The sequence below is a fragment of the Candidatus Planktophila sulfonica genome, from assembly GCF_002288065.1.
Lineage (GTDB): Bacteria > Actinomycetota > Actinomycetes > Nanopelagicales > Nanopelagicaceae > Planktophila > Planktophila sulfonica.
Window position 1 is genome coordinate 221,036 of record NZ_CP016773.1, and the last position, 23,070, is coordinate 244,105.

The window sequence follows — 23,070 nt, forward strand, 5'->3', positions numbered from 1 at the left end:
AAATTATCCCTCTTGTAAGTCAGTAGGCGCGTTATGAACGTCGAGAACATCGCCAGATAACTTATCTGTGCGGTTCAGCGGCTTCTTGGCATCTTCCTTATAGATCGCTGGGATTGAGCCCAGGAGACCTTTCTGGAAATCTTCAAATGCTTGAAGTACTTCGCGCTTTGTATTCATGACAAATGGACCCATCCAAGCAACAGGTTCCTTGATTGGTTGACCACCGAGAATAAAGAGCTCGAGGTTTGGTGAACGTGACTCTTGCTGATTCGCAGCACGCACAACGATTGTGTCGCCATCTCCGAAGACGGTGAGCTGACCCATTGAAACCGGACGCTGTTCGTCACCAACAAAACCATGTCCTGACATTGTGTAAACAAGTGCGTTGTAATCCTTGCGCCATGGAAGGCGAAGTTCTGCACCAGGTGCCACAGTTGCGTGAATCAAAGTAATTGGAGTCTGTGTTGTTCCAGGACCTACATGGCCATCAAGTTCACCAGCAATGATGCGAACAAGGGAACCGCCATCAGTTGAAGATAGAAGTGCAACGTCGTTTGCACGAACATCCTGATATGCAGGAGGTGACCACTTCTTAGCTGCTGGGAGATTTACCCAAAGTTGGAAACCGTGGAACAAGCCACCTGACATCACGAGATGCTCTGGGGGAGTTTCAATGTGAAGAATTCCGCCACCAGCAGTCATCCATTGCGTATCTCCATCAGAGATTGTTCCGCCGCCACCATTGGAATCTTTATGATCAAAGATGCCATCAATAATGTATGTAACAGTTTCGAAACCACGGTGTGGGTGCCACGGAGTTCCCTTTGGCTCACCTGGTGCATATTCCACTTCACCCATTTGATCGAGGTGAATAAATGGATCGAGCTCTGCTAAATCAACACCAGCAAATGCACGACGGACCGGGAAACCTTCTCCTTCAAAACCTTGCGGAGCAGTTGTAATGCTCTTAACGCGACGCGCACGCAGACCTGTTGTATCGCTGATGCGCGGAAGGATAGTGATGTCACTGACGGTTACTGCTGGCACGGTGGCTCCTTTGACTTGCGTTAAATGTAGTTGAACTTTCAACTAGTCGCAAGGCGAATTAAACGGGCTCATTCATGGAGCGTGCAGGCGTGAAGAACTCTTTTCCGAGCGGAGATGTCCAGGTGCAGGAGCCATCGCTAAAGCTTTGAATTCTCCAGCCGTCGTGAGTCTTGAGTCGGTGATGCCTTCGACAGAGTGCGCCGATATTTTCAGGAGAGGTTGAACCCCCGGATTCCCAACTTTCGGCGTGATCGAGATCGGAGAGAAGGGCCGACCTTCGACAACCTGGAAAACGACAAGTTCGATCTCGGGCGATCAGAAAATCCTTGAGATGTTGCGGTGGCTCGTAACTTTCGCGCCCAAAATCAAGAAGATTGCCAGTTTGTGGCTCTGTAATGAATCTCTTCCACTTCGCATCCGATGCGAGTTCTCGAGCAACCGACGCGGGAATAGGGCCGTAGCCCGCAAGCTGACCAGGATTTTCAGCAAGACCTAGAAGTGTTGGTAGATCGACAGTCACATTGACGGTGAGCGGACGACGCTGCGGAGTGACGGTCTCAGAGACTTCAGAGAGAAAGTTAGAGCAGATTGTTGAAAGTGCATCTGCGCGCTTCTGATCAATTGTGCGATCTGTATCGCTTTTGTTCTGTGAGAGATGAAGTTGATCTTGGCGCAGGATAAATGCTTCGATCGAATTCATAACTATCTGCGCATCGGCCGCGGGCAAAATTGCGACAACTGTAGACATGCCATCCGCTTCGTTATAGCAACTGACTCGACGAAGCGCCGTCGCACGCGATGTGATTTCTTCGAACTCTTCGGGAATAGCTTTAGCAATATCAGTTCGCACACGCGCTGCTACTTGCCCAGGTGTATGTAGTTCGGCGAAGGAAATTGCTCGCTGTTCTACTTCGAAGATAACTGAATCCGGTGCACCGTTACGAATCGCAATTGCTGCTTCGCGTGCGATAACGGTGGCATGCGCAGCAGAAATTTCTCCGGTAGCAAGCGCCGAACAGGTGTTAGGCAAGTTATTAACCAAAGTGCGCGCAATATCAATGCGTGACTGAGCAGTAGCTGGTGCCAATCGAAGTGCGGTTGAAACATCTTCGCGCTCTGCCTCATCAACACCATAAAGCGGCCCTTCACCTTCGCTGGGCTGCAGTCCAGCAACTGCGGCAATTGCACGTTGACGTAACGCATAGAGCCAGCCATCTTGGCGGTCGAGAGCTGCGAGGTAGTTAATGCGATCAGCGGCGCTGAGTGAGCACGGATCAATTTCTGAGAGACGAGCCAATGTTGCGGCACCCGGAATCGTGCGGAGAAGCTCTGAGACATGTTCAGAGAGCTCAGCTACATCGATAAGGCGGGCTGTCGTCATGGAGGTGATATTCGTTGAGCGCACTGACAAAGCGCTCTGTCTTTTTGCTTGGCTATCGATAACTGGGGAAAAGTATTTTCGAGTGGGTGGCTCTGCGTGCGCAAATGGGCGGGTTTATTACAGTCGGTAGCGGCGTTAGAATAGGAACGTGAACAAGCATGCGCCGAAGCTCAACAAGGTGATTCTGTATTACAAATTTGCGCCAATCGACGATCCTGAAGCTGTGCTGCTATGGCAGAAATATCTTTGCCAATCTCTGAATCTCAAAGGGCGCATCCTGATTTCAAAGCATGGAATCAACGGAACAGTCGGCGGCCAAATGGCTGATGTTAAGAAATATGTGACTGAAACTCGCAGATATAACGGATTTAAAAAGACAGTCTTTAAATGGTCAGATGGAACCGGCAACGAATTCCCTCGCCTTCGCGTCGTCATCAAAGATGAACTCGTGGCATTCGGTAGCCCCAACGAGATTGAAGTTGATGAAAATGGCGTAGTCGGTGGCGGCGTACACCTTCGCCCAGAACAAGTCGAAGAGCTTGTAAAAGAGCGCGGCGATGACGTCGTCTTCTTCGACGGACGAAATGCATACGAAGCAAAAATCGGAAAGTTTAAGAATGCAATCGTTCCAGATGTAGATTCTTCGCGCGATTTCATCCGCGAAATCGAGAGCGGAAAGTACGACCACATTAAAGATAAGCCAGTCGTTACTTATTGCACCGGCGGAATTCGTTGCGAGATTTTATCTGCAGTCATGAAGAAACGCGGATTTAACGAGGTCTACCAAATCGATGGCGGAATCGTTAAGTACGGTGAGCGTTTTGGTGACGATGCAAACTGGGAAGGCTCACTTTACGTCTTTGATGATCGAATTGCTATGGATTTCAGCGATAAGGCAAAGGTCATTGGCGAATGCGATAAGTGCAGCGCACCAACAAAAAACTTTCGCAACTGCAAGACAGAGACTTGTTTCCAATTAACTCTTCTTTGTGATTCCTGTGCATCACTGCCATCAAACCTCAGCTGCACACACGATCAATCTCGTCAGCACGATTCCGAACTCGTCGGCTAACCTCTCATGATTTGGTGGCCTGCTGAGATCCCCACTCTGCAATATGGGCTCGTCACCCTGCGCCAAAGCGCTGAAAAAGATATCGATTCAATTTTCAACGCCTGCCAAGATCCACTGATTCCCGCTTTCACCACAGTTCCGGCGACATACACACTTGATCATGCAATTGATTTCGTGCGATCAGATCCATTTAGCCTCGCAGAACGTCGCGAGCTGAGATTTGTTATCGAATATGGAAATGGCGCTGACGCCAAATTTGCCGGAGTGATTTCGCTTCACACCATCAACATCAAGAATCACACCGCTGAAATCGGTTACTGGCTTGAGAAATCGATGCGCGGGCAAGGCATCGGAACAATCGCTGCCAAGATGATTACTGATTATGGATTGCGCACAATTGGCTTTAGACGTATTGATGGTCTTGCCGATGTAGAAAACGCCGCTTCACAGAAACTTCTCACAACTGCGGGCTTCCAAAAGGAAGGAATATTGCGCAACAAGGTCACACGTGATGATGGTCGGCAGATTGATATGGCACTCTTTGCAACGACCGATACGACCTGGACACCGCTAGAGCAGTAATTTCACAGAGAGGAATGCCATGGCAAAGAACCTCTTTCGTTCAACAGCCCTAGTCATTGCAACTCTCTCGCTCTTCGCAACAGCCCTCACAGCTCCAGCCCGTGCCGATGACAATCCTCCGCGCAAGATCCTGACTGGCTGGATTCCTTATTACTCCATGAAGACAGCGCTTCCCGATGCGCTTAACAATGCCGATTTGGTTCGCGAAGTAATGCCCTTTTGGTACACCTTGAAATTCGATGGGAAAGCGAAAGCTCCATACGTTGCAGATTTATATGCTCCAGCAAATCCAAGTGTTCCAATCTCAGAACCACTGACAGCCATGCGCAATGCCGGACTTTCGATTATTCCCACCATTACCGACGGAACGAGCAAATTGGTTTTGGCAGGACTCCTTAAGAATCCAACTTCGCGCACACAAGTCGTGAATGCGATTATGAATTTAGTACGCACAAATAATTACGATGGCATTGATCTAGATTTTGAAGGTTTTGCCTTTGTTGACGGAAACTCCACATGGGCAGGCACGGCACCTTCGTGGGTTGCACTCGTGAAAGAGCTAAGCGCCGCACTGCGTGCAGAGAAGAAGTTGCTTTCGGTCTCAACGCCATATGTACTGAACCCAACTGGGGCTCAAAAGGGTTACTTTGTATATGCATGGGCTGCCATTGCGCCTTACATCGATAAGTTGCGAATCATGACGTACGACTATTCAGTCTCGAAGGTTGGTCCAATTGGCCCCATCACCTGGACCGAACGCACAGTTCAATATGCAGTTTCCATCATGCCTGCCTCAAAGGTTTATGTCGGAGTACCTGGATATGGACGCGACTGGGTGACAGCGGTAACTGGCGTCTGTCCTGCAAACGTGATCAATACAGTAAAAGCAGGTGCAAAGGCAGCAACATTTGTCATGCGCGATGCAGCAGCTCTAGCGGCAACATATGGCGCAGTTCCAACATATAACGAGCAATTTGGTGAGATGACCTTCTCGTATCAAAAGGTCTATAACGGCACAACAGCAACAGGTTTATCTACATCTTGCACTGCATCGCGAACTGCTTGGTATCAAGATGCCAGAAGCTGGGCGCTACGTGCAGACCTTGTTACCAAATATCGAATCGGTGGAATTACGGCCTGGACTTTCGGCATGGAAGAACCCTTTGCCATGGAAGCAATTCGCACAGTTGCTAAATCAGTTGCCCCAGATCAAGTAACACTGACTGCTGCAATTGATAAGAACGTCGTTGATTATGGAAATCCAATTACTGTAAATGCGCTGATAACAATTAAAGATAAATCTGCAGTTGCTGGAGTACCTGTTCGCATCGAAGGTAAATCACAAGGTGATTCAACGTGGCGACTTCTTGCAACAGCCACATCTGGCATCGATGGAAAGATTGAGAAAGCTGTCATTGTCGGAAAGAGCACCGCCATCCGCGTCGCATCAGATGCAACATGGGAACGTACCGAAGGCTTAAGCCCAGAGTTCCCGGTCTCCGTCAATCGTCTTCTCGTCGTATCAGCGCCTGCAACAGTTAAGTCTGCGGCCCCAATAACCATCACTGGAAATATCAGGCCACGTCTTGCAGGAAGTTCAGTCACACTAGAAAGACTTGTTGGAAAAGAGTGGAAAGCAGCCGGAACGGCAGTTCTGACAGATGCTCAAGGCAATTTCACAATCTCGCTAAGCGGTTACCCACGAGGAGTTATCCCATTTCGAGTAACTGTTGCTGCAGATTCGCTCTGGAACGTTGTGAGCAGCCCAACCTTTAATATCATTATCCGGTGATGGTAAAGACTGCAGATAAAATCGAAGAAGAGATTCGTGCAATCTTTTCTGGCGATACACCTTGGGTCACCATCGTCTGGGATGACCCCGTAAACCTGCAAACGTATGTGGTCTATGTATTTATGGAGCTCTTCGGATATTCAAAGGCGCGTGCAACAGAGTTGATGTTGCAAGTTCATAATGATGGCAAGGCCATTGTTTCTACCGGCAGCCGCGAAGAGATGGAACATGATGTGGCACGCCTACATGAATATGGGCTTTGGGCCACCTTGCAACGTGGCGATCAGCTATGACCGCGACCGAAGGTTTTAAGCGCCATGGCGACCATTCATATGTAGCAACATTTGCTGACAGTGAAAAGGAAGTGCTCCTCAATCTCTGCGAGCAAATCATTGAATTGCTGGCTGAGCGCCATGATCATGGCCACGATGACCCACTGGCGGCGATGGTTGGAATTACTTCACACGACTCTCCACCAGAAGATGAAGTGCTTCACCGCCTGCTTCCCAATGCATATGCAGATCAAGTGGATGCATCAGAATTTAGGCGATACACAGAAGCGACTTTGCGACAGAAGAAACAAGCACATGCAATCTCTATGCGTATTCATCTGAAATCTGCCGATGACGGTGTCATTGATTTAGATCATGACAATGCCAACGCATGGCTTGGAGCAATCAATGATATTCGCCTAGCACTCGGTGTCAGATTAAAAGTGCAGAACAATTCTCATGAAGATCTTGAACTTTTGGCGCCCGATGATCCTTTGCGCGGGGTGTATGCGGTCTATACATGGCTCGGTTGGCTACAAGAGACATTGCTATCGGCGCTCATAGATGATGCCGAAGAAGATGAAGAATCACAGCTCGGTAACTCGTAAGTTCTCTCCACTAGAAATTCTTGTGTAGGATTCTGATATGTCACTCGAGATTTCACGCGCATTTGTTGATGCAATTCTCGAACAGTCACGCGCTGAATATCCTGATGAATGCTGCGGAGTAATCCTTGGACCAGCTGGTTCAGATAAAGCTCTTCGCCATAAGCCGATGCTTAATGCAGCGCACTCACCAACATTTTATGAATTTGATCCGAAGGATCTCCTTGCGCTCTATCGCGAAGTCGATGACAACGATGAAGAGATTGTCGTCATCTATCACTCACACACTGAGACTGAGGCCTACCCATCTCGCACAGATATTGCCTATGCCGGAGAACCAGGTGCGCATTATGTGCTGGTCTCTACACGCGAAGAGATTGCACCTGCAACAGAGTTTCGTTCATATCGCATCATTGACGGCGTAGTTACCGAGGAACCCGTCACAATTACCGACTGATATTTTCAATTAGAGTTCACGGCTCTTTTTCGACATAATTACCACTATGCCAATCGACGTACGTATCCCAACAATTTTGCGCCCATATACCAAGGACCAAAAGTCCGTTGAGGCATCCGGTGCAACCCTCTCCGCAGTTATTGCAGATCTCGATGCGCAGTACGCCGGTCTCGGAGAACGCCTTCTTGAAAACGGAGCACTCCGTCGCTTCATCAACGTCTACGTCAACGATGAAGATGTTCGTTTTCTTGGTGGACTTGAAGCGCAGATTAAAGATGGCGATTCCATAACAATTTTGCCTGCAGTCGCTGGCGGATAATTTTGGCTCGCTACGACTCTCTCGAATCGTCGGTAGGTAACACACCACTTATTGGCCTTCCTCGACTCTCACCAGCTCCCAATGTTCGTCTCTGGGCAAAGATGGAAGATCGAAATCCAACTGGTTCAATTAAAGATCGCACAGCAATCTCAATGATTCAGGCTGCAGAGAAAGATGGCTTACTCAAGCCTGGCTCAACAATTCTTGAACCAACAAGTGGCAACACAGGAATCTCACTCGCCATGGCGGCAAAGGTGCGAGGTTACAAACTCATCTGTGTGATGCCAGAGAACACAAGCCCTGAACGTCGCCAACTGCTTGAGATGTGGGGAGCAGAGATCATCTCTTCACCTGCAGCTGGCGGTTCAAATGAAGCGGTCCGTGTTGCAAAAGAAATTGCAGCGCAGAATCCAAGCTACGTATTCCTGTATCAATATGGAAACCCTGCAAATACAGCAGCGCATTACAACGGCACTGGCCCGGAAATTTTCAAAGATCTTCCAACAATCACTCACTTTGTTGCAGGTCTTGGTACCACCGGAACTCTTATGGGCGCAGGTCGCTATCTTCGCGAACAGAATCCAGATGTTCAGATCATTGCAGCTGAACCTCGTTATGGAGAACTTGTATACGGACTTCGCAATATTGATGAAGGCTTTGTTCCAGAACTTTATGATGCAACTGTATTAACTCGTCGCTTCTCTGTGGGCGCAGAAGATTCAGTGAAGCGCGTACGTGAATTACTTGAAGTTGAAGGAATTTTTGCAGGCATTTCAACAGGTGCAATTCTTCATGCAGCTATTGCTATGGGCAAGGAAGCAATTCGCGATGGACGAGATGCAGATATCGCATTCATCGTCTGCGATGCAGGCTGGAAGTACTTATCTACAGGCGTTTATGGCTCGCAGATCGAAGAGGCAACCGAAGGGCTCGACGGCACTCTTTGGGCTTAACGCCTTCTCGCGGTTAGACTTATTCCATGAGTAACGCGCCAATCGGTATCTTCGATTCAGGCGTCGGCGGACTCACGGTAGCTCGCGCAATTCTCGATCAACTTCCCAACGAATCAACTCTCTACATCGGCGATACCGCTCGCGGACCATATGGCCCTCGTCCCCTTGCTGAAGTTCGTGACTTTGCACTCGAGACTCTCGACTTCTTGGTTGATCAAGGCGTGAAAGCTCTGGTTATTGCTTGCAACACTGCAAGTGCTGCGATGTTGCGCGATGCACGCGAGCGTTACTCGGTTCCAGTTGTTGAAGTTATTCAGCCTGCTGTTCGTCGAGCTGTAGCGGCTACTCGCTCAGGGAAGGTTGGAGTAATCGGAACTAGAGCAACTATTGAATCAAAGGCTTATCTCGATGCATTTGCTGCAGCGCCCCAGCTATCTATTGAATCGATTGCCTGCCCACTCTTTGTTGAATATGTCGAACGCGGTGAAACATCCGGAGATGCAATCACCAAGGTTGCCCGCGAATACTTGCAGCCGATGATTGATGCCGAAGTAGATACCTTGGTTCTAGGATGTACTCACTATCCACTCCTTACCGGTGTCATTTCTTATGTAATGGGTAATGGAGTTTCACTCGTTTCCAGCGCCGAAGAGACGGCAAAAGATCTTTACCGGGTTCTTGTTGAAAATTCACTCTTGCGTCAGCCATCGGAGACTCCTGCTACACACCGTTTTCTCGCTACTGGCGATGCCAAAGCTTTTGAAGTACTTGCACGACGCTTCTTAGGACCTGAAGTAGGTTCTGTTCAACATCAAGTTCTCTAATATCAATACATTCAGAAAATGGGGCATGACATGGCACGCAACGACGGACGATCAGTAGATCAGCTTCGCGACATCAAGATCACACGAGGTTGGCTCGATCATGCCGAAGGTTCTGTGCTTGTTGAATTTGGAAAGACTCGCGTTCTCTGTGTTGCATCCTTTACTCCTGGTGTTCCTCGCTGGCTTAAGGATTCAGGCAATGGTTGGGTTACATCTGAATATTCAATGCTCCCACGCGCAACACACACTCGTTCAGATCGTGAAAGCGTAAAGGGCAAGTTGGGCGGACGCACACAAGAAATTTCTCGCCTCATTGGACGTTCATTGCGCGGCATCGTGGATATGAAGGAACTTGGCGAAAATACAATTGTTATTGACTGCGATGTTTTGCAGGCAGATGGCGGAACTCGCACAGCAGCAATTACAGGTGCATACGTTGCACTGGCTGACGCAATTTCATGGGCGCAAAAAGAAGGCCATGTGAAGGCAGGGGCAAAGCCACTTGCTGATTCAGTTGCAGCAGTAAGCGTTGGCATTATTGATGGAGTTCCAATGCTTGATCTCTGTTACGAAGAAGATGTTCGCGCTGAAACAGATATGAACGTTGTCTGTTCAGGCGATGGTCGCTTTATTGAAGTACAAGGAACTGCAGAAGGTGCACCATTTGATCGCGCCCTCCTTGACTCACTACTTAACTTGGCAGTTGCAGGATCTGCAACCCTTACAGAACTCCAGAAGCAAGCTCTCGCGAAGTAAATGGCACATAAGCTCTTACTTGCAACGCGCAATAAAGGAAAGATCGAAGAGTTCCGCCGCATCCTTGATGCTGTTGCTCCTGGAGAGATAGATCTAGTAGGTCTTGATCAATTCCCAGATTTACATGATGTCGTCGAAGATGGAACAACCTTCGAAGCTAACGCTTTGAAGAAGGCACGCGAAATGTCTATTGCAACCGGAATTCCTGCAATTGCTGATGACAGCGGACTCTGTGTCGATGCACTTAATGGAGATCCTGGAATTTTCTCAGCTCGATGGGCTGGAAACCATGGCGATGATGCAGCCAATACTGCGAAGGTATTAGAACAATTAGCAGATATTCCAGATGAGAAGCGAAGCGCTCACTTCACCTGCGTCGCTGCTCTCTATCTTCCTGATGGCAGAAGCCATTGCGAAGAAGCCCACTTCGATGGCTGGATTCTGCGCGCACCAATTGGCGAACAAGGATTTGGCTACGACCCAATATTTAGACCAGATGGATTGCAGCTCTCCAGCGCACAAATGAGCGCAGAAGAGAAGGATGCGATTAGCCATCGAGGGAAATCACTCCGAGCAATAGCACCGCATGTGATCACTTTGCTCAAATCCCTAGGTTAAACTTTCCTTATATTCCACCGTTTCATAACTCAAGGAGATATACCGTGGCAGTAAAGAAGAAGTCAGCAGCCAAGAAAGCTGCACCTAAGAAGGTTGCTAAGAAGTCTGTAGCCAAGAAGTCTCCTGCAAAGAAGACGGCTGCGAAGAAGAAGTCAGTGGCCAAGAAGACCACAGCTAAGAAGTCAGTAGCGAAGAAGTCGACTGCGAAGAAGGCAGTTGCAAAGAAATCTGTAGCGAAGAAGAAGACCACAACCAAGAAGGCAGTTGCGAAGAAGGCAACAGTTAAGAAGGCTGTGAAGAAGTCTCCTGCGAAGAAGGCAGCGACAAAGCTTGTTGTTCCTCCAGTTCCAGCAACTGGTTCAGCACGCGTCAATGTTTCAACAACACCAACTCCAGCTAAGCCTGCTGCTGCAAAGGCGCCAGCAAAGCCATCTGCAGCACCACGCCAAGGATCTTCAAGTAAGACTCTCCTTGCAGTACTTGTCGGAGTAGTTCTTCTTGCAGCGATCGTTATCTCTAACTCAAGCAAAGATTCTGATGATGCAGCACCTGCTGTAGAGCCTTCGATTGAAGCATCTGCAGAGCCAATGGCGACAGAGTCTGCAGAAGCTACAGATCCAGAAGCGACTTCAACAGAAGCAGCTCAGGTTGCATCAGGTGAAGCTCCATCACGTTTCATTGGAAATTGGAAAGATAGCTCGAAGTCAGTAATGGTCATTACATGGAAGGCGCCAGCTGGAGATGTAAAGGGCTACAAGGTTGAGACTCGCTCAAACATGGGCGCATGGAACGTTATTTCAGAAGTTTCAGCTACAACACTTTCATCTGAGTTTGCGAAGACTTCAGAAGATGGTTCAACATCATTCCGTGTCACTGCAGTTTATGCAGATGGCGCTGAAGGTGCTGCGAAGGCATTTGGATTCGCAGGTCAGTTCGAATAATTCAAAAGAAAAAATCCCCATCCGATGACCGGGTGGGGATTTTTCTTTGCATCAAAATTACTTGAGCGACTTCACTATCTCTGCTACATAAACAGAAACACCTGTCGGCACGAGGTGCACTCCATCAGGAGCGAAATATTCAGGATGGCCATCAGAGATTGCACTCCAATCAACAACAGTTGCATTTGAGTATTGAGAAGCAACCTCATTGATGAGCTCGTTATTGGCCTCACGCCATGGGCGTGGAACTGCCGTATTTACAACGATAATTTGAGGCTGGTTCTTTACTAGTTCAAATATCTCACGTACCTGTTCGCGGCCTAGAGCATTGTTATTGCCAAGATTGAAGATAACGGGGGAGTCAGCTGCGTTGGCTAGATCAACCTTCATCACCTCAAGAAGCTCGCCAGCTTGCCTACCGATGCGAGCATTCATAATGGCAATCGGAGCGTTCTCACCAAGTGATGCGCGAATACCCAGGATCACTGAGTCACCTGTCACCCAGAGCCCGCCTGTATTTACTTGTTCTGTTGCGATGGGTTCTGAAGTCAGTGAAGCTTCTAGCTTTTCACGCTGATCATTGGCGATACCGATTGCACGGACGCTAATGACTGCAGCAATAGCAATGACTACAACGGTGAGAATCGCAAAAGAGCGAGTTTGTACTGTTCGCTCTTTCTTGGTTCGATACTTAAGACCTTTATACCAATATTGAATAACGCCACGTCGAATTGGAAGTTCGACATAGCGAAGCGAGATATCACTGAGCGCAAAGACAATCAAAATGCGCAGTGCGTAGAGAGCCCACTCTTGTCCTGCAAGATCGACAGATGGTCGAGTTACTTGGAAGATTACCCAGTGCCATAAGTAGATTGCATAAGAACGTTCACCGATCCAGAGAAATACTGGGTTCTGCAATACCGGTGCAAAGCGTGATGCAGGGTGAACGACCGACATCACAATTGCAGCACCGCAGATACCTGCAAGTGGGAAGGCAATTTTGTAGAGCGTTGGCTGACTCTCATCAATCAATAGGAACGCTGCGATGATTCCGAAGAATCCAAGAAACCCAACTGCATCGATAAAGTCTTGGGCCTTCTTCGATACGGACTTTGTGAAGTTCTGAGGAATCCAGCTCACTGCAAGGGCGGCGCCCAAGAAGAGTCCGATGCTATGTGTATCTGTTCCAAAGTAGACATGGCTTACCTTCGAAGCGTTTGATGCATCGAGTGAGAAAGAGACAAGGAGAAGTGCGGCACCAGATGCCGCAGCAATAATGAGAGATGCAGCAGGAATGTGTTTCTTCCCAAATTTTTTAAGTATGAAATAGAGAATCAGCGGCCAGAACAGATAGAACTGTGCTTCAACTGCAAGTGACCATGTGTGCTGCAAGAGCGGAGGTCGACCGATACTTTCAAAGTAATCCTGATGGCGGGCAACAAGCCACCAATTCATAGTGCCGGTTAATGAGAATGGGGTATCAGTCAGAAGTCTCTTGATCGTATCGGGCGCCCAAATTCCAATAGCAATTGTCGTTGAAACAATCATGAAAATGAGAGCGGGCAACAAGCGACGAGCGCGGGCTAGATAGAAGCCCCGCAAATCAAGGCCACCGCTTTGTGCGATGGAATCAAGTAATAGGCGCGTGATGACGTAGCCAGAGATAACGAAGAAGAGATCAACGCCGAGGAAGCCACCTGGAATCCAAGGGAAGCCCAAGTGATAGAACATCACTGCAATTACAGCTATGGCGCGAAGGCCATCGATTGCAGGAATGTATTGGATACCGCGATTGGTAGCCATAGAAATTACTTACGCTTTGCGGCCGGCTTTTTAGAGGCTGACTTCTTTGCAATCGCTTTCTTCTTCGCCGGCTTCTTTGGCGCTGCGATTGCAGGACGAGTGCGCTTGCTTTCGACTTTAATGGGAGCAGATTTCTTGACTGTTCCATCTGAATTGAGTGAATCGTTAACAACAGCTTGCATCTTGTTGAGTCGCGCAAATGCCGAATCCAACTTTTCGCGAGATGCTGCTATGGCGGTTTCAGCAGCTGTGAGCGCACTTGCTTGCGAACGGTAAAGGCGCTCAGATTCAGCGATGATATCTGCAAGCCATGCTCGGTATTCGACAACATCTTCTGCAGCTTCTGAAATCACGCGCTCTGCTTCGCGGCGAGCGGCTGTAGTAAGTGCAACTGCTTCGCGGCGCTTACCATCAACAACGGATTCAGCTTCGCGGACCTTTGCATCTGCAATTGTTGATGCTTCACGACTTGCATCTCGAACAATCTCAGAGGCTTCGACTTCAGCAGCTGAAATGTATTTGCGTCCACGAGATTCGGCACCGGCAAGAATGCTGCGAGCTTTATTCTCAGCACTTTCAATCGCGTCTTGAGCCGTGCGGGTGGTTTCATTAACGAGTCGTTCGGCTGCAGCATGAGCTTTAGCTTCACGCGCTTGCGCCGACTTGATCATCGACATAGCCGTTTCGGTAGCTAGGATTTCAAATTCTTCGCGGCTTAAGCCGGTGATATCGCGGCGAGACTTGAGGTCAGCAAGTTGAGATTCGAGTTCGCGAATGCGATCGACAGGGTTAGCTATTGGTGCGCGCTCTGCTTCATCGCGAAAACCAACCCAGTTGCGGAAGCTCTTCTCAGCCATTGTCTAACTCTCAATCAAATCTCGGGGATATTGGTGCAAGAGCCCAAGATTAGAGCATCAGGCTACTTTCGGTAAATGGCGAATGAGACCGCTAAGTACTGCGATATCCATGCGGCAAGCACAAAGATATGAAAGAGCTCGTGGAAGCCGAAGTACTTTGCATTACGCCCCGGCAATTTAAGCGCATAGAAGATGGCGCCAATTGAGTAGAGAAGGCCACCGATGAGAATAGGCAGAATCACCCACAGTCCACCCTCTTTATAGAGCTGTGGTGTGTAGATGACTGCGACCCAGCCAAGTAGTAGATAGTTGGCGACATAGAGAAAACGTGGGGCTCCAACCCAGAAAACGCGAAGCGCTACTCCGATCAGAGCTCCTGTCCAAACAACTGCAAGAAGAACGTTGCGATCTCGGTCATCAAGGAGTGCGACAGCAAATGGTGTGTAAGAACCTGCAATCAGCAAATTGATGTTTGCATGATCCCAGCGTCGCCAAATTTTTTTCTTACGTGGAACCCACGGAACGCGGTGATAAATCGCAGAGACGCTAAAGAGCATGATTGCAGTGAGTGAGTAGAGAGCCACAGCCCACTTAAATGATTCACCGCTAAGAATGAAGAGTACGAGTGAAGCGATGATCACTAGAGGTGTTGCAGCTAAGTGAAACCAGCCACGCAACTTCGGAGGCAACTGGTTTGGTTCGATGGGCATTGGCTCCGTACTCATGCCCGTAAGCCTAATCGTTTCTTAGGTTTCGAACCGACGGAACCAAAAGAGATGCAATAGATGCCACCAGTGTCACGCCTCCGGTAACGAAGAGAATCGTATTAACGCCAAAGTGCATAGCTAGAGGGCCGGCAAAGACAATGCCAAGCGGAGCTATTCCATATGAGCCCAAAGTGTCATAAGAGCTGACACGTGAGTAAGACTCTTCCGGGACATGACTTTGAAGTGAGGTATTCCAAGTAACCATAAATACTTCAAGGCTGATACCTGAAATAACTGATGCCAGAACAGAAAAGATGATGTGCGAATCAAAGGCGAGAGTGAAATCCCAAACAGCGGATAACGCAATCAAAATCATGGCAAGAAAGAGTGGGCGTCCAATCTTTACCTTCAGCACCCAGATACCACCAATGAGCATGCCGACCGAAAGTCCGGCAAGGTTGTAAGACCATTGCTTAGGACCGCTGACTGGATCATTAAAGTTAAGTGGACCTAGTACCGAGAGCATGGATTCAAATGCCATATTGATGAGCGCGAATGAAAGCACCATTGCAATAACCCAAGAGCGCGAGATGAATTCTTTCCACCCTGCTGCAAGATCGTGAATGATTCCTGGGCTCTTATCTTTCACTTTTCCGATGATGGGTAAGTTCCAAACAATCGCACCAGCAATAAAGAATGAAATTGCATCAACAAGTAAGCCCCAACCAGCGCCCACTGTTGATACGAGAATTCCGCCGCCAAGCGTTCCGAGGATGTATCCAAAGTTGGTAGTTAATCCAATTACCGCATTACCTTCTTGCAACTTCTCTTTCGGCAATATTTCTGGCAGAACTCCAGACATCGCGGGCCACCAGATAGCGTTAAGAATTCCAAAGAGCGCTCCCATCAGCGCAAGCAACCAGGTACTTGAGAAACCAACAATGAGCGAGATCGCGCTAAGCGCTGCAAGGAAGCTACCAATCATGTCGCTTCCACCAACTAGACGATTGCGTTGGAATCTATCGGCGATGACTCCACCAAAGAGCATGAATGCAAGCAGTGGAACAAAACGTGCAGCCATGACGATAGAGAGATCTTTACCGGTTGAGTTAGGAAGGCTGAGTACTCCGTAGGCAAGTGCAATGGGGGAGACGCCATTTCCTACATTCGAAATAAATCGAGAGATGGCCAAACTGGTGAAGCCCGGATACCCCCGGACATCTCGCAACTGAGTCAGCATCCGAGAAGGATACCTACCCTCGAGTAATAAAAATTGAGCGTAAATCGGCCTCTCATCTCCAAAAATAATCCCCGAAATTAACCAGTTTGGTGATGCAAATTCCTCGCAACAGGCGCACACTTTCTTCTGTCGGCGATCACTGAGGCTCCTCGAGGACTTCATGGGTCACTGAACTTACGAATCAAACGATTCGCACTGATATAGCACTCACGGAGGCTTACTACATGTCAGTAACACTCGACAGCAACCAATGGAACCTCGTTTACGCGGTCTTCTCATTTGGTTTAGTTTCAATGCTCGCATGCACTGTGTACACCCTCGTATCACAGTCACGAGTTCTAGCTAAGTACCGCAATGCTCTAGTGATGTCATCAATGGTTACATTCATTGCCGCATACCACTACTGGCGCATCTTCAACTCATTCACTGAATCTTCAGAAGGAATGGTTGTAAACGTTTCAGGCGAGCAGGGCGCATTCAACGAGGCATACCGCTACGTTGACTGGCTACTTACAGTTCCACTACTTCTTGTTGAAGTAATTGCTGTTCTTGCACTTGCTGCAGCAGTTGCAAAGTCACTCATTATGCGACTAGTTCCAGCAGCAGCAGCGATGATCGCACTTGGTTACCCAGGTGAAATTTCATCAGACCAGAACACACAGGTTCTTTACGGTGTTCTTTCAACAATCCCATTCCTTTACATCCTCTACGTACTATTCGTAGAGCTTGGAAAGTCATTGGAGCGCCAGCCAGCAGGTGTAGCAGAGACTGTAGGACGTCTTCGTCTTCTTCTTATCGCTACATGGGGCGTATACCCAATCGCGTACATCTTCAACATCGTTGGTGATGCTTCAGCATCATCATTCGTAACTGTTCAGGTTGGATACACAATCGCTGACGTTCTAGCGAAGTGCGTATTCGGTCTCACAATCTTGAAGATCGCACGCATGAAGTCACATGCTGAAGGCATGCCAGCAGATCACTAATTATTTAACGTAATTAGGGAAGGGCGTCGGGAAACCGGCGCCCTTCTGCTTTACCCTTTACATATGAATATGCAGCGCATTAATAATTTTCGTATGGGTGCATATGCAGCCCTTGCAGCAGGTCTCATCAATCTCCGTTACCAGACAGGTAGCGATAGCAATATGCCCAAGAGCTTGCTGCTAATAATTCCTGGATCAATTGTTCTTGGTCTCTCATTGACAACTGCAGGAAAGAAACTTCTTGATAGTAAGAGTGCCGCCGCCGTGGGCATGACAGTGGGCTTACTTCTATTTATTTATAGCTTTGTTGTGTAACAGGATTACTTTCTAAAGGAGAGATCTGCCTTCTTCATCGCAGTCGTTAGGATGCGAATTGCGTTAGGTCCCATGCCGTGAAGCGATTTCACTTCATCAAGCGAAGTTTTCCGAAGGTCACTTAACTTGTAGTACCCATCATCAATGAGCGCTCTGCGAGCAGGGGCTGCCAAACCAAGTTCGCGCCAAGGGCCATCAACGGCTGCATAGGCGTCGAGATCGACTTCTCCACGGGTAACTTCGCAATTGCTCATGGCTCGTTGCGCCTTGCGAGCAGCTGCAGCGCGCATAGCTTCGCCACGTAACTTCTTTGCTTTTGCTGGAGATTGTTTAGCCATGGTGATGAAAGCCCTTCTGGTGCGGGAGGCGGGACTTGAACCCGCACGCCGAAGCACAAGTTCCTAAGACTTGCGTGTCTGCCATTTCACCACTCCCGCTGGAGTTGCATCACGAAGGTTACGCGCCTTTCGCTGATGCAACAAATCCGTGCGTAACTACTCGGTGAAGCGCTAGTTAGTAAGCGCTCCACGACGAGAAATTGCATCGACTCCTGCTGATACGAGCAAGACCGCACCAGTTACTAGGAATTGAATTCCTGCGCCGTATCCAAGAAGTCCCATGCCGTTATCGATGACAGCAACAACAAGACCTCCGAGGATTGCATCGCGCATGCGACCCTTTCCACCGAAGAGTGAAACGCCACCGATAACTGCTGCACCGACTGCATAGAGCAGAGTTGATGATCCACCTGTTGAAGGCGAGATTGAGTTCATGCGGGATGCAAAGAGCATTCCGGCAACAGCTGCGAGAGAAGAACAGAGAACGAATGCAATTGTGCGAACGCGCTTTACATTGATACCCGCACGTCGTGCAGCTTCTGCATTTCCACCAACTGCGTAGATATGACGACCGAATGCAGTCTTTGAAAGTAAGAATGTTCCCGCGATAAGAATTATGAGAATAAGTGGAGTTACGTAAGGAACACCCTTAGTGCTGTTGGTCTCTGACAATCCACGTTCTTGGTTGAGCTGGAAGACGGCAACACCAGTGATGATAAGTAGTGCAACTGTTTTCATCGCCCAGAGCTGAGTAAGTTCAACAACGAGACCTGCCTTGCGACGTGAATTGATGCGACGAAGTCCGCTGAGTACGTAGAGCGCAGAAGCTACTGCCCACAAGATCCATCCCTGCATCGGTGTCATATTGCTATTTTCAACAGCCAAGATAGTTTCATCAGCGATTTGAATTGTTCCGCCTTCACCAGCAAGGAGAAGGAGGATGCCCTGGAAAGCCAAGAAGGCAGCCAAGGTGACAACGAATGAAGGAATTCCAAGTCGTGAAACAAGGATTCCGATAAATGTTCCAAGCGCTGCACCAACGACGATGCTCATACCGAGTGCGGTGTACCAGCTCCAACCGTGGTCGGTAACAAGAAGAACGAGAACAGCGCCGCATACACCGGATGCGTAACCGGCCGAGAGATCGATTTCTCCAAGCAAGAGCACGAATACAAGGCCCATGGCAATCACCATTACCGGAGCTGCTTGAGTGAGAAGGTTTGCAAAGTTGCGATTGGTGAGGAAGTACTCAGACATAAAGCCGAATACTGCGATCAGCGCAACAAGGCCAAGTACGGCAGGAAGTGAACCGATATCTCCTGATTTGATTCGAGAGAGGTAATTCGATGCTGCCCCCTTGAGGGATTCTTTCTCTAAAGTCGCTTGAGTAGTCATTACTTTGTCACTCCTTCAGATTTACCAGTCGTAATAAGTTCGATGACTTGATTTGTTGTCACATCAGTCTTCTTTACCTGTGCAGCCATATTTCCGAGATAGAGAGCGGCAATATTGTCTGCAACTTGGAAAATATCGTTGAGGTTGTGGCTGATAAGCACAACAGCCAAGCCCTTATCGGCAAGGCGACGAACAAGGTTAAGTACCTGTTCTGTCTGTGCAACACCAAGGGCTGCCGTTGGCTCATCAAGAACAACAACCTTTGAGTTCCAAAGCACTGCGCGTGCGATGGCAACTGTCTGACGCTGTCCGCCTGAGAGAGATGAAACTGTCTGACGAATTGATTTCACAGTTCGTACATTGAGGCCATCAAGAGTCTTACGTGCGAGTGACTCCATTGATGTCTCGTTGAGTGTGATGCCCTTCTTCTCTTCGCGACCAAGGAACATATTGTGAACAATGTCGAGGTTGTCGCAGAGAGCGAGATCTTGATACACGATTTCAATGCCGAGCGCAGTGGCAGCTCGTGGACCATCAATATCGACCTTATTACCTTCAAAGATTATTTCGCCGCTTTCTGGTGTGTAGATACCAGCGATACATTTGATGAGAGTCGACTTACCTGCACCGTTATCTCCGACGAGGGCTGTTACTTGCCCTGGGTGAATGTCTAGGTGAACATCTTTCAATACGTGGACCGGACCAAAGGATTTATTGATTCCTTTAAGCGATAGCAACGGTGTGCTCATGAGCGCCTCTCGATAAAAATTTCATTGAGTGAATTAACTTTAATAATGCGAATCCGGTCCGAGGTAACCCCCGGACCGGATCCTTAAGCATTTGCTATATGAAGCAAGGTAAAGCTTTGGTTTCTAATGCTGCTAATTAAAGCCTTAGATACCGTTTGCCTTACAAACAGCTTCTGTTGCAATCTTGCAAACATCAGCACGCTTCTGGAAGCCATCAGCGATGACAACCTTGACGTTAGCCTTTGTGATTCCAACTGGTACGAGAAGAACTGATGGAACATCACGCTTTCCATCGTTTGTCTTGCCCTTTGCAGTTGTGACCTTCTTGCCCTTTACCAATGCAACTGCGAGATCTGCTGTTGCGTTAGCTTGTGCCTTAATACCCTTGTAAACAGTATTTGAAAGGTCTCCTGTAAGTACTGCTGCAAGTCCGTCTGCTGTTGCATCCTGACCTGAAACGCATACCTTGCCGTTAAGTCCGTTCTTCTTAAGAACAGCTACTGCTGCAAGTCCTAGACCTTCGTTAGCTGATACAACTGCATCAAGCGTTCCGCCTGCCTTTGTGAGCTGCTGCTCGAAGATAACTCCACCCTTTGCGTTATCCCAGTCTGGGACAGCCTGATCGTCAACAAGTGTGTATGCACCTGACTTGATTGATGGGCGAAGAACTGAGTCGTAACCCTGCTTGAAGAGTGTTGCGTTGTTATCTGTTGGTGAACCGTTCAAGTAAACGATCTTTGCTGACTTCTTACCAGCTGCATCGAGGCAAGCCTTGATTCCCTGGCCTTGAAGCTTTCCAACAGCTACGTTGTCGAATGAAACGTAGTATGAAGCTGAACCAGCAAGTGTTAGACGATCGTAGTCAATTGTCTTAACGCCAGACTTTGCAGCCTTCTTCTGGATTGCAGCTGTTGATGGTGAATCAAGTCCAGCCATGATCAAGACCTTGACGCCCTTTGCGAGCATCTGATCTGCGATTGTTGCGAACTTTGCCTTATCTCCGTTTGCATTCTGAATGTCAGCAGTTACGCCAGCCTTCTTAAATGCAGCTGCGAGGAAGACGCGGTCTGCTGTTTCCCAGCGAGCTGATGAAGCAGCATCAGGAAGGATTACGCCAACCTGTACGCCAGCAGCTGTTGCTGATGATGCAGACACGAAGCCTGTGAGTGCGAGGGCAGCTGATGCGATGACCGCTGCTACTGCGCTACGACGCTTTGTCATATATGTAGTGACCTTTCGAAAAAGTCGAAGACCAGGAGAGAAGATTTTTCTCATCCTTTTGCGGTCTCTGACGGGTGATGTAAAGGTATTAGCGTGTTCAATAAATGGCGATACTTCTCAGTTAACGATTAGGTAACGCTTGGCGCTGATTTGGGCGTCCTCACGCGTGCGTGAGCGGGTAACCTTGCCTAATGCCCAGCCTTGCCGACCAGCTCGCAGCCGATATTCAGGCTGCCCTTGCCGAGGCATTTTCCAAGGGGCTTATCGAAGGTAGCGCCCCTGAAAGCATCACCCTCGAGCGCCCTAAGAATCGCGACCATGGCGATTACGCCACTTCTATTGCGCTCCAGTTAGCGAAGGCGGCCGGCAAGAATCCGCGCGAGATCGCGACCATCCTGCAGGGCGCAATTGCTTCCATCGCAGGAGTCGCCAAGGTAGATATAGCAGGTCCCGGTTTTATCAACATCACATTGGACCGCGCCAGCCAAGCTGAACTTGTTCGCACCATTCTTACTAATAAATATGAATACGGTCGTGGCCTTGCGCTCGCCGGCGTAAAGATCAACCTCGAATTTATTAGCGCCAACCCAACTGGGCCTTTGCACTTAGGTCACACTCGTTGGGCAGCAGTCGGTGATTCACTCGGTCGCGTTCTTAGCGCAGCAGGTGCACAAGTCACTCGCGAGTTTTATATCAACGATCGTGGTCGTCAGATGGATCTCTTCGGTCAATCTGTTCAAGCTGCCGCTCTAGGTAAGCCAATTCCTGAAGATGGTTACCAAGGAAATTACATCGCAGACCTTGCGAAAGAAGTTGTCGCTGCAAACCCAGCTATTTCAACGAGTGAAGAATTTCGCGAAGCTGCTTACAAAGTTCAGCTCACGCAACAGCAGAGTGTTCTCGAAACTTTCCATACTGTCTTTGATGTTTGGTTCTCTGAGCGCTCGCTCCACGAATCAGGAGCCGTTGAACACGCTCTCGAAAAACTTCGCCAACAAGGCCACGTCTTCGAACAAGATGGCGCTGTCTGGCTACGTACAACAGATTTTGGTGATGATAAAGATCGCGTAATTCTTAAGGAAGATGGCGACCTCACATACTTCGCATCAGATACTGCTTATTACATCAATAAGCGCGAACGTGGCTTCGATATCTGTATATATATGTTGGGCGCAGATCATCATGGATATATCCATCGACTTAAAGCAACTGCTGCATGTGCAGGAGATGATGCTAATTACAACGTGGAAATCATGATTGGTCAGCTTGTAAAAATTATGGAAGGCGGCGAAGAACTTAAGCTTTCAAAGCGCGCCGGCACCATCATTACTCTTGAAGAACTCGTTGAAAAAGTTGGCGTTGATGCAGCGCGCTACACCTTGATTCGCTACCCGGTAAATACGCCGATGGTGATGGATATCGATATCTTGCGTCGCAATACCAATGAGAACCCTGTCTATTACGTGCAGTATGCACATGCACGAATTGCAGCAGTTCTGCGTAACACTGCCGAACTTGGAATCAAATCTGATCTTGGCTCATTTGATCCTTCACAACTTTCGCATGATCGCGAGAATGAATTACTTGGAGCACTCGCCGAGTATCCAAACGTGGTTGCTAGCGCTGCTGAATTCCGCGAGCCACATCGCGTAGCTCGTTACCTCGAAGAACTTGCCGGTGTTTATCACGGCTTCTATGCAGATTGCCGCGTCCTACCAATGGGCGATGAAGCGATCGCACCTATTCACTCTGCACGTGCTGCACTCTGCGCAGCAACGATGCAAGTTCTTGCAAATGGTCTTGATCTACTTGGTGTTTCTGCACCGGAGAGGATGTAACG

Annotated in this window: 25 protein-coding genes and 1 tRNA gene; 15 read left to right on the top strand and 11 right to left on the bottom strand. The window is 48.6% G+C overall.

The genetic code is table 11. From position 1 onward, the window contains the following. Positions 1–3: 3 nt before the first annotated feature. Both A1sIA56_RS01075 and A1sIA56_RS01080 read right to left on the bottom strand, forming a co-directional pair. A complete protein-coding gene (locus A1sIA56_RS01075; RefSeq protein WP_095673123.1) occupies positions 4–1,047 on the bottom strand; it encodes a pirin family protein in 1,044 nt (347 codons plus the stop codon). 58 nt (positions 1,048–1,105) lie between these two features. Then, entirely contained in the window at positions 1,106–2,428 is a 1,323-nt protein-coding gene (locus tag A1sIA56_RS01080; protein WP_095673124.1) for an HNH endonuclease signature motif containing protein, read from the bottom strand. 148 nt (positions 2,429–2,576) lie between these two features. Here A1sIA56_RS01080 and trhO point away from each other — a divergent pair, with 148 nt between their 5' ends. Genes trhO through A1sIA56_RS01140 form a run of 12 tightly spaced genes read left to right on the top strand, consistent with a single transcriptional unit; the run spans position 2,577 to position 11,619 of the window. Next, positions 2,577–3,500 (top strand): oxygen-dependent tRNA uridine(34) hydroxylase TrhO, encoded by a 924-nt coding sequence (gene trhO, locus A1sIA56_RS01085; protein WP_095673125.1) that lies wholly within the window; start codon positions 2,577–2,579, stop codon positions 3,498–3,500. 6 nt (positions 3,501–3,506) lie between these two features. Beyond that, complete coding sequence (locus A1sIA56_RS01090) at positions 3,507–4,082, top strand: GNAT family N-acetyltransferase (protein ID WP_095673126.1); 576 nt, start codon at positions 3,507–3,509, stop codon at positions 4,080–4,082. Positions 4,083–4,101: 19 nt separating this feature from the next. Next, on the top strand, positions 4,102–5,874 hold the full coding sequence (locus A1sIA56_RS01095; protein WP_095673127.1) for a glycosyl hydrolase family 18 protein: 1,773 nt from the start codon (positions 4,102–4,104) through the stop codon (positions 5,872–5,874). Next, complete coding sequence (gene clpS / locus A1sIA56_RS01100; protein WP_095673128.1) at positions 5,874–6,167, top strand: ATP-dependent Clp protease adapter ClpS; 294 nt, start codon at positions 5,874–5,876, stop codon at positions 6,165–6,167. The genes A1sIA56_RS01095 and clpS overlap by 1 nt, the downstream gene beginning before the upstream one ends. Beyond that, positions 6,164–6,754, top strand: coding sequence for a DUF2017 domain-containing protein (locus A1sIA56_RS01105; protein ID WP_095673129.1), 591 nt, complete (start codon positions 6,164–6,166; stop codon positions 6,752–6,754). Before clpS ends, A1sIA56_RS01105 begins: the two co-directional genes overlap by 4 nt. 37 nt (positions 6,755–6,791) lie before the next feature. Next, positions 6,792–7,208 carry a M67 family metallopeptidase gene (locus A1sIA56_RS01110; RefSeq protein ID WP_095673130.1) on the top strand — a complete coding sequence of 139 codons (417 nt, stop codon included), beginning with the start codon at positions 6,792–6,794 and terminating at the stop codon, positions 7,206–7,208. A gap of 46 nt (positions 7,209–7,254) precedes the next feature. Then, a complete protein-coding gene (locus A1sIA56_RS01115) occupies positions 7,255–7,527 on the top strand; it encodes a MoaD/ThiS family protein (RefSeq protein WP_095673131.1) in 273 nt (90 codons plus the stop codon). 2 nt (positions 7,528–7,529) lie between these two features. Beyond that, the gene (locus tag A1sIA56_RS01120; protein ID WP_095673132.1) at positions 7,530–8,480 is read left to right on the top strand and encodes a PLP-dependent cysteine synthase family protein; all 951 of its coding nucleotides are present in this window, start codon (positions 7,530–7,532) and stop codon (positions 8,478–8,480) included. A gap of 26 nt (positions 8,481–8,506) precedes the next feature. Further along, the gene (gene murI, locus A1sIA56_RS01125) at positions 8,507–9,304 is read left to right on the top strand and encodes a glutamate racemase (protein ID WP_095673133.1); all 798 of its coding nucleotides are present in this window, start codon (positions 8,507–8,509) and stop codon (positions 9,302–9,304) included. A 30-nt stretch (positions 9,305–9,334) separates the two neighbouring features. After that, complete coding sequence (rph, locus tag A1sIA56_RS01130) at positions 9,335–10,060, top strand: ribonuclease PH (RefSeq protein WP_095673134.1); 726 nt, start codon at positions 9,335–9,337, stop codon at positions 10,058–10,060. Further along, a complete protein-coding gene (gene rdgB, locus A1sIA56_RS01135; protein WP_095673135.1) occupies positions 10,061–10,678 on the top strand; it encodes an RdgB/HAM1 family non-canonical purine NTP pyrophosphatase in 618 nt (205 codons plus the stop codon). It abuts the gene before it with no gap. A 44-nt stretch (positions 10,679–10,722) separates the two neighbouring features. Then, a complete protein-coding gene (locus A1sIA56_RS01140; RefSeq protein ID WP_095673136.1) occupies positions 10,723–11,619 on the top strand; it encodes a histone H1-like repetitive region-containing protein in 897 nt (298 codons plus the stop codon). 57 nt (positions 11,620–11,676) lie between these two features. On the opposite strand, the gene A1sIA56_RS01145 is transcribed toward A1sIA56_RS01140, so the two are convergent. From A1sIA56_RS01145 to A1sIA56_RS01160, 4 genes are all read right to left on the bottom strand, one after another. Further along, on the bottom strand, positions 11,677–13,422 hold the full coding sequence (locus A1sIA56_RS01145; RefSeq protein WP_095673137.1) for an acyltransferase family protein: 1,746 nt from the start codon (positions 13,420–13,422) through the stop codon (positions 11,677–11,679). A 5-nt stretch (positions 13,423–13,427) separates the two neighbouring features. Continuing rightward, positions 13,428–14,279 carry a hypothetical protein gene (locus A1sIA56_RS01150; RefSeq protein ID WP_095673138.1) on the bottom strand — a complete coding sequence of 284 codons (852 nt, stop codon included), beginning with the start codon at positions 14,277–14,279 and terminating at the stop codon, positions 13,428–13,430. 62 nt (positions 14,280–14,341) lie between these two features. Further along, complete coding sequence (trhA, locus tag A1sIA56_RS01155; RefSeq protein WP_223298448.1) at positions 14,342–15,004, bottom strand: PAQR family membrane homeostasis protein TrhA; 663 nt, start codon at positions 15,002–15,004, stop codon at positions 14,342–14,344. A gap of 10 nt (positions 15,005–15,014) precedes the next feature. Then, positions 15,015–16,226 (bottom strand): MFS transporter, encoded by a 1,212-nt coding sequence (locus A1sIA56_RS01160; protein WP_095673140.1) that lies wholly within the window; start codon positions 16,224–16,226, stop codon positions 15,015–15,017. A gap of 224 nt (positions 16,227–16,450) precedes the next feature. Between A1sIA56_RS01160 and A1sIA56_RS01165 the strand changes: the two genes are divergently transcribed. Both A1sIA56_RS01165 and A1sIA56_RS01170 read left to right on the top strand, forming a co-directional pair. After that, positions 16,451–17,212: a bacteriorhodopsin-like gene (locus A1sIA56_RS01165; RefSeq protein WP_095673141.1), complete on the top strand. Its 762-nt coding sequence runs from the start codon at positions 16,451–16,453 to the stop codon at positions 17,210–17,212. A gap of 63 nt (positions 17,213–17,275) precedes the next feature. Then, positions 17,276–17,527 (top strand): hypothetical protein, encoded by a 252-nt coding sequence (locus tag A1sIA56_RS01170; RefSeq protein WP_223298449.1) that lies wholly within the window; start codon positions 17,276–17,278, stop codon positions 17,525–17,527. A gap of 5 nt (positions 17,528–17,532) precedes the next feature. Here the strand turns inward: A1sIA56_RS01170 and A1sIA56_RS01175 are convergent, their stop codons facing one another. The 5 genes from A1sIA56_RS01175 to A1sIA56_RS01195 form a co-directional block, all read right to left on the bottom strand. After that, positions 17,533–17,865, bottom strand: coding sequence for a helix-hairpin-helix domain-containing protein (locus A1sIA56_RS01175; RefSeq protein WP_095673142.1), 333 nt, complete (start codon positions 17,863–17,865; stop codon positions 17,533–17,535). Between the two features lie 17 nt (positions 17,866–17,882). Beyond that, positions 17,883–17,964: transfer RNA gene (locus A1sIA56_RS01180), tRNA-Leu, on the bottom strand. A gap of 72 nt (positions 17,965–18,036) precedes the next feature. Further along, positions 18,037–19,260 (bottom strand): sugar ABC transporter permease, encoded by a 1,224-nt coding sequence (locus tag A1sIA56_RS01185; protein ID WP_095673143.1) that lies wholly within the window; start codon positions 19,258–19,260, stop codon positions 18,037–18,039. Continuing rightward, positions 19,260–20,009: an ATP-binding cassette domain-containing protein gene (locus A1sIA56_RS01190; protein ID WP_095673144.1), complete on the bottom strand. Its 750-nt coding sequence runs from the start codon at positions 20,007–20,009 to the stop codon at positions 19,260–19,262. Before A1sIA56_RS01190 ends, A1sIA56_RS01185 begins: the two co-directional genes overlap by 1 nt. 144 nt (positions 20,010–20,153) lie before the next feature. Then, entirely contained in the window at positions 20,154–21,230 is a 1,077-nt protein-coding gene (locus A1sIA56_RS01195; protein ID WP_095674161.1) for a sugar ABC transporter substrate-binding protein, read from the bottom strand. Between the two features lie 191 nt (positions 21,231–21,421). On the opposite strand from A1sIA56_RS01195, the gene argS reads away from it, so the two are divergent. Next, the gene (argS, locus tag A1sIA56_RS01200; protein ID WP_095673145.1) at positions 21,422–23,068 is read left to right on the top strand and encodes an arginine--tRNA ligase; all 1,647 of its coding nucleotides are present in this window, start codon (positions 21,422–21,424) and stop codon (positions 23,066–23,068) included. Positions 23,069–23,070 lie beyond the last annotated feature (2 nt).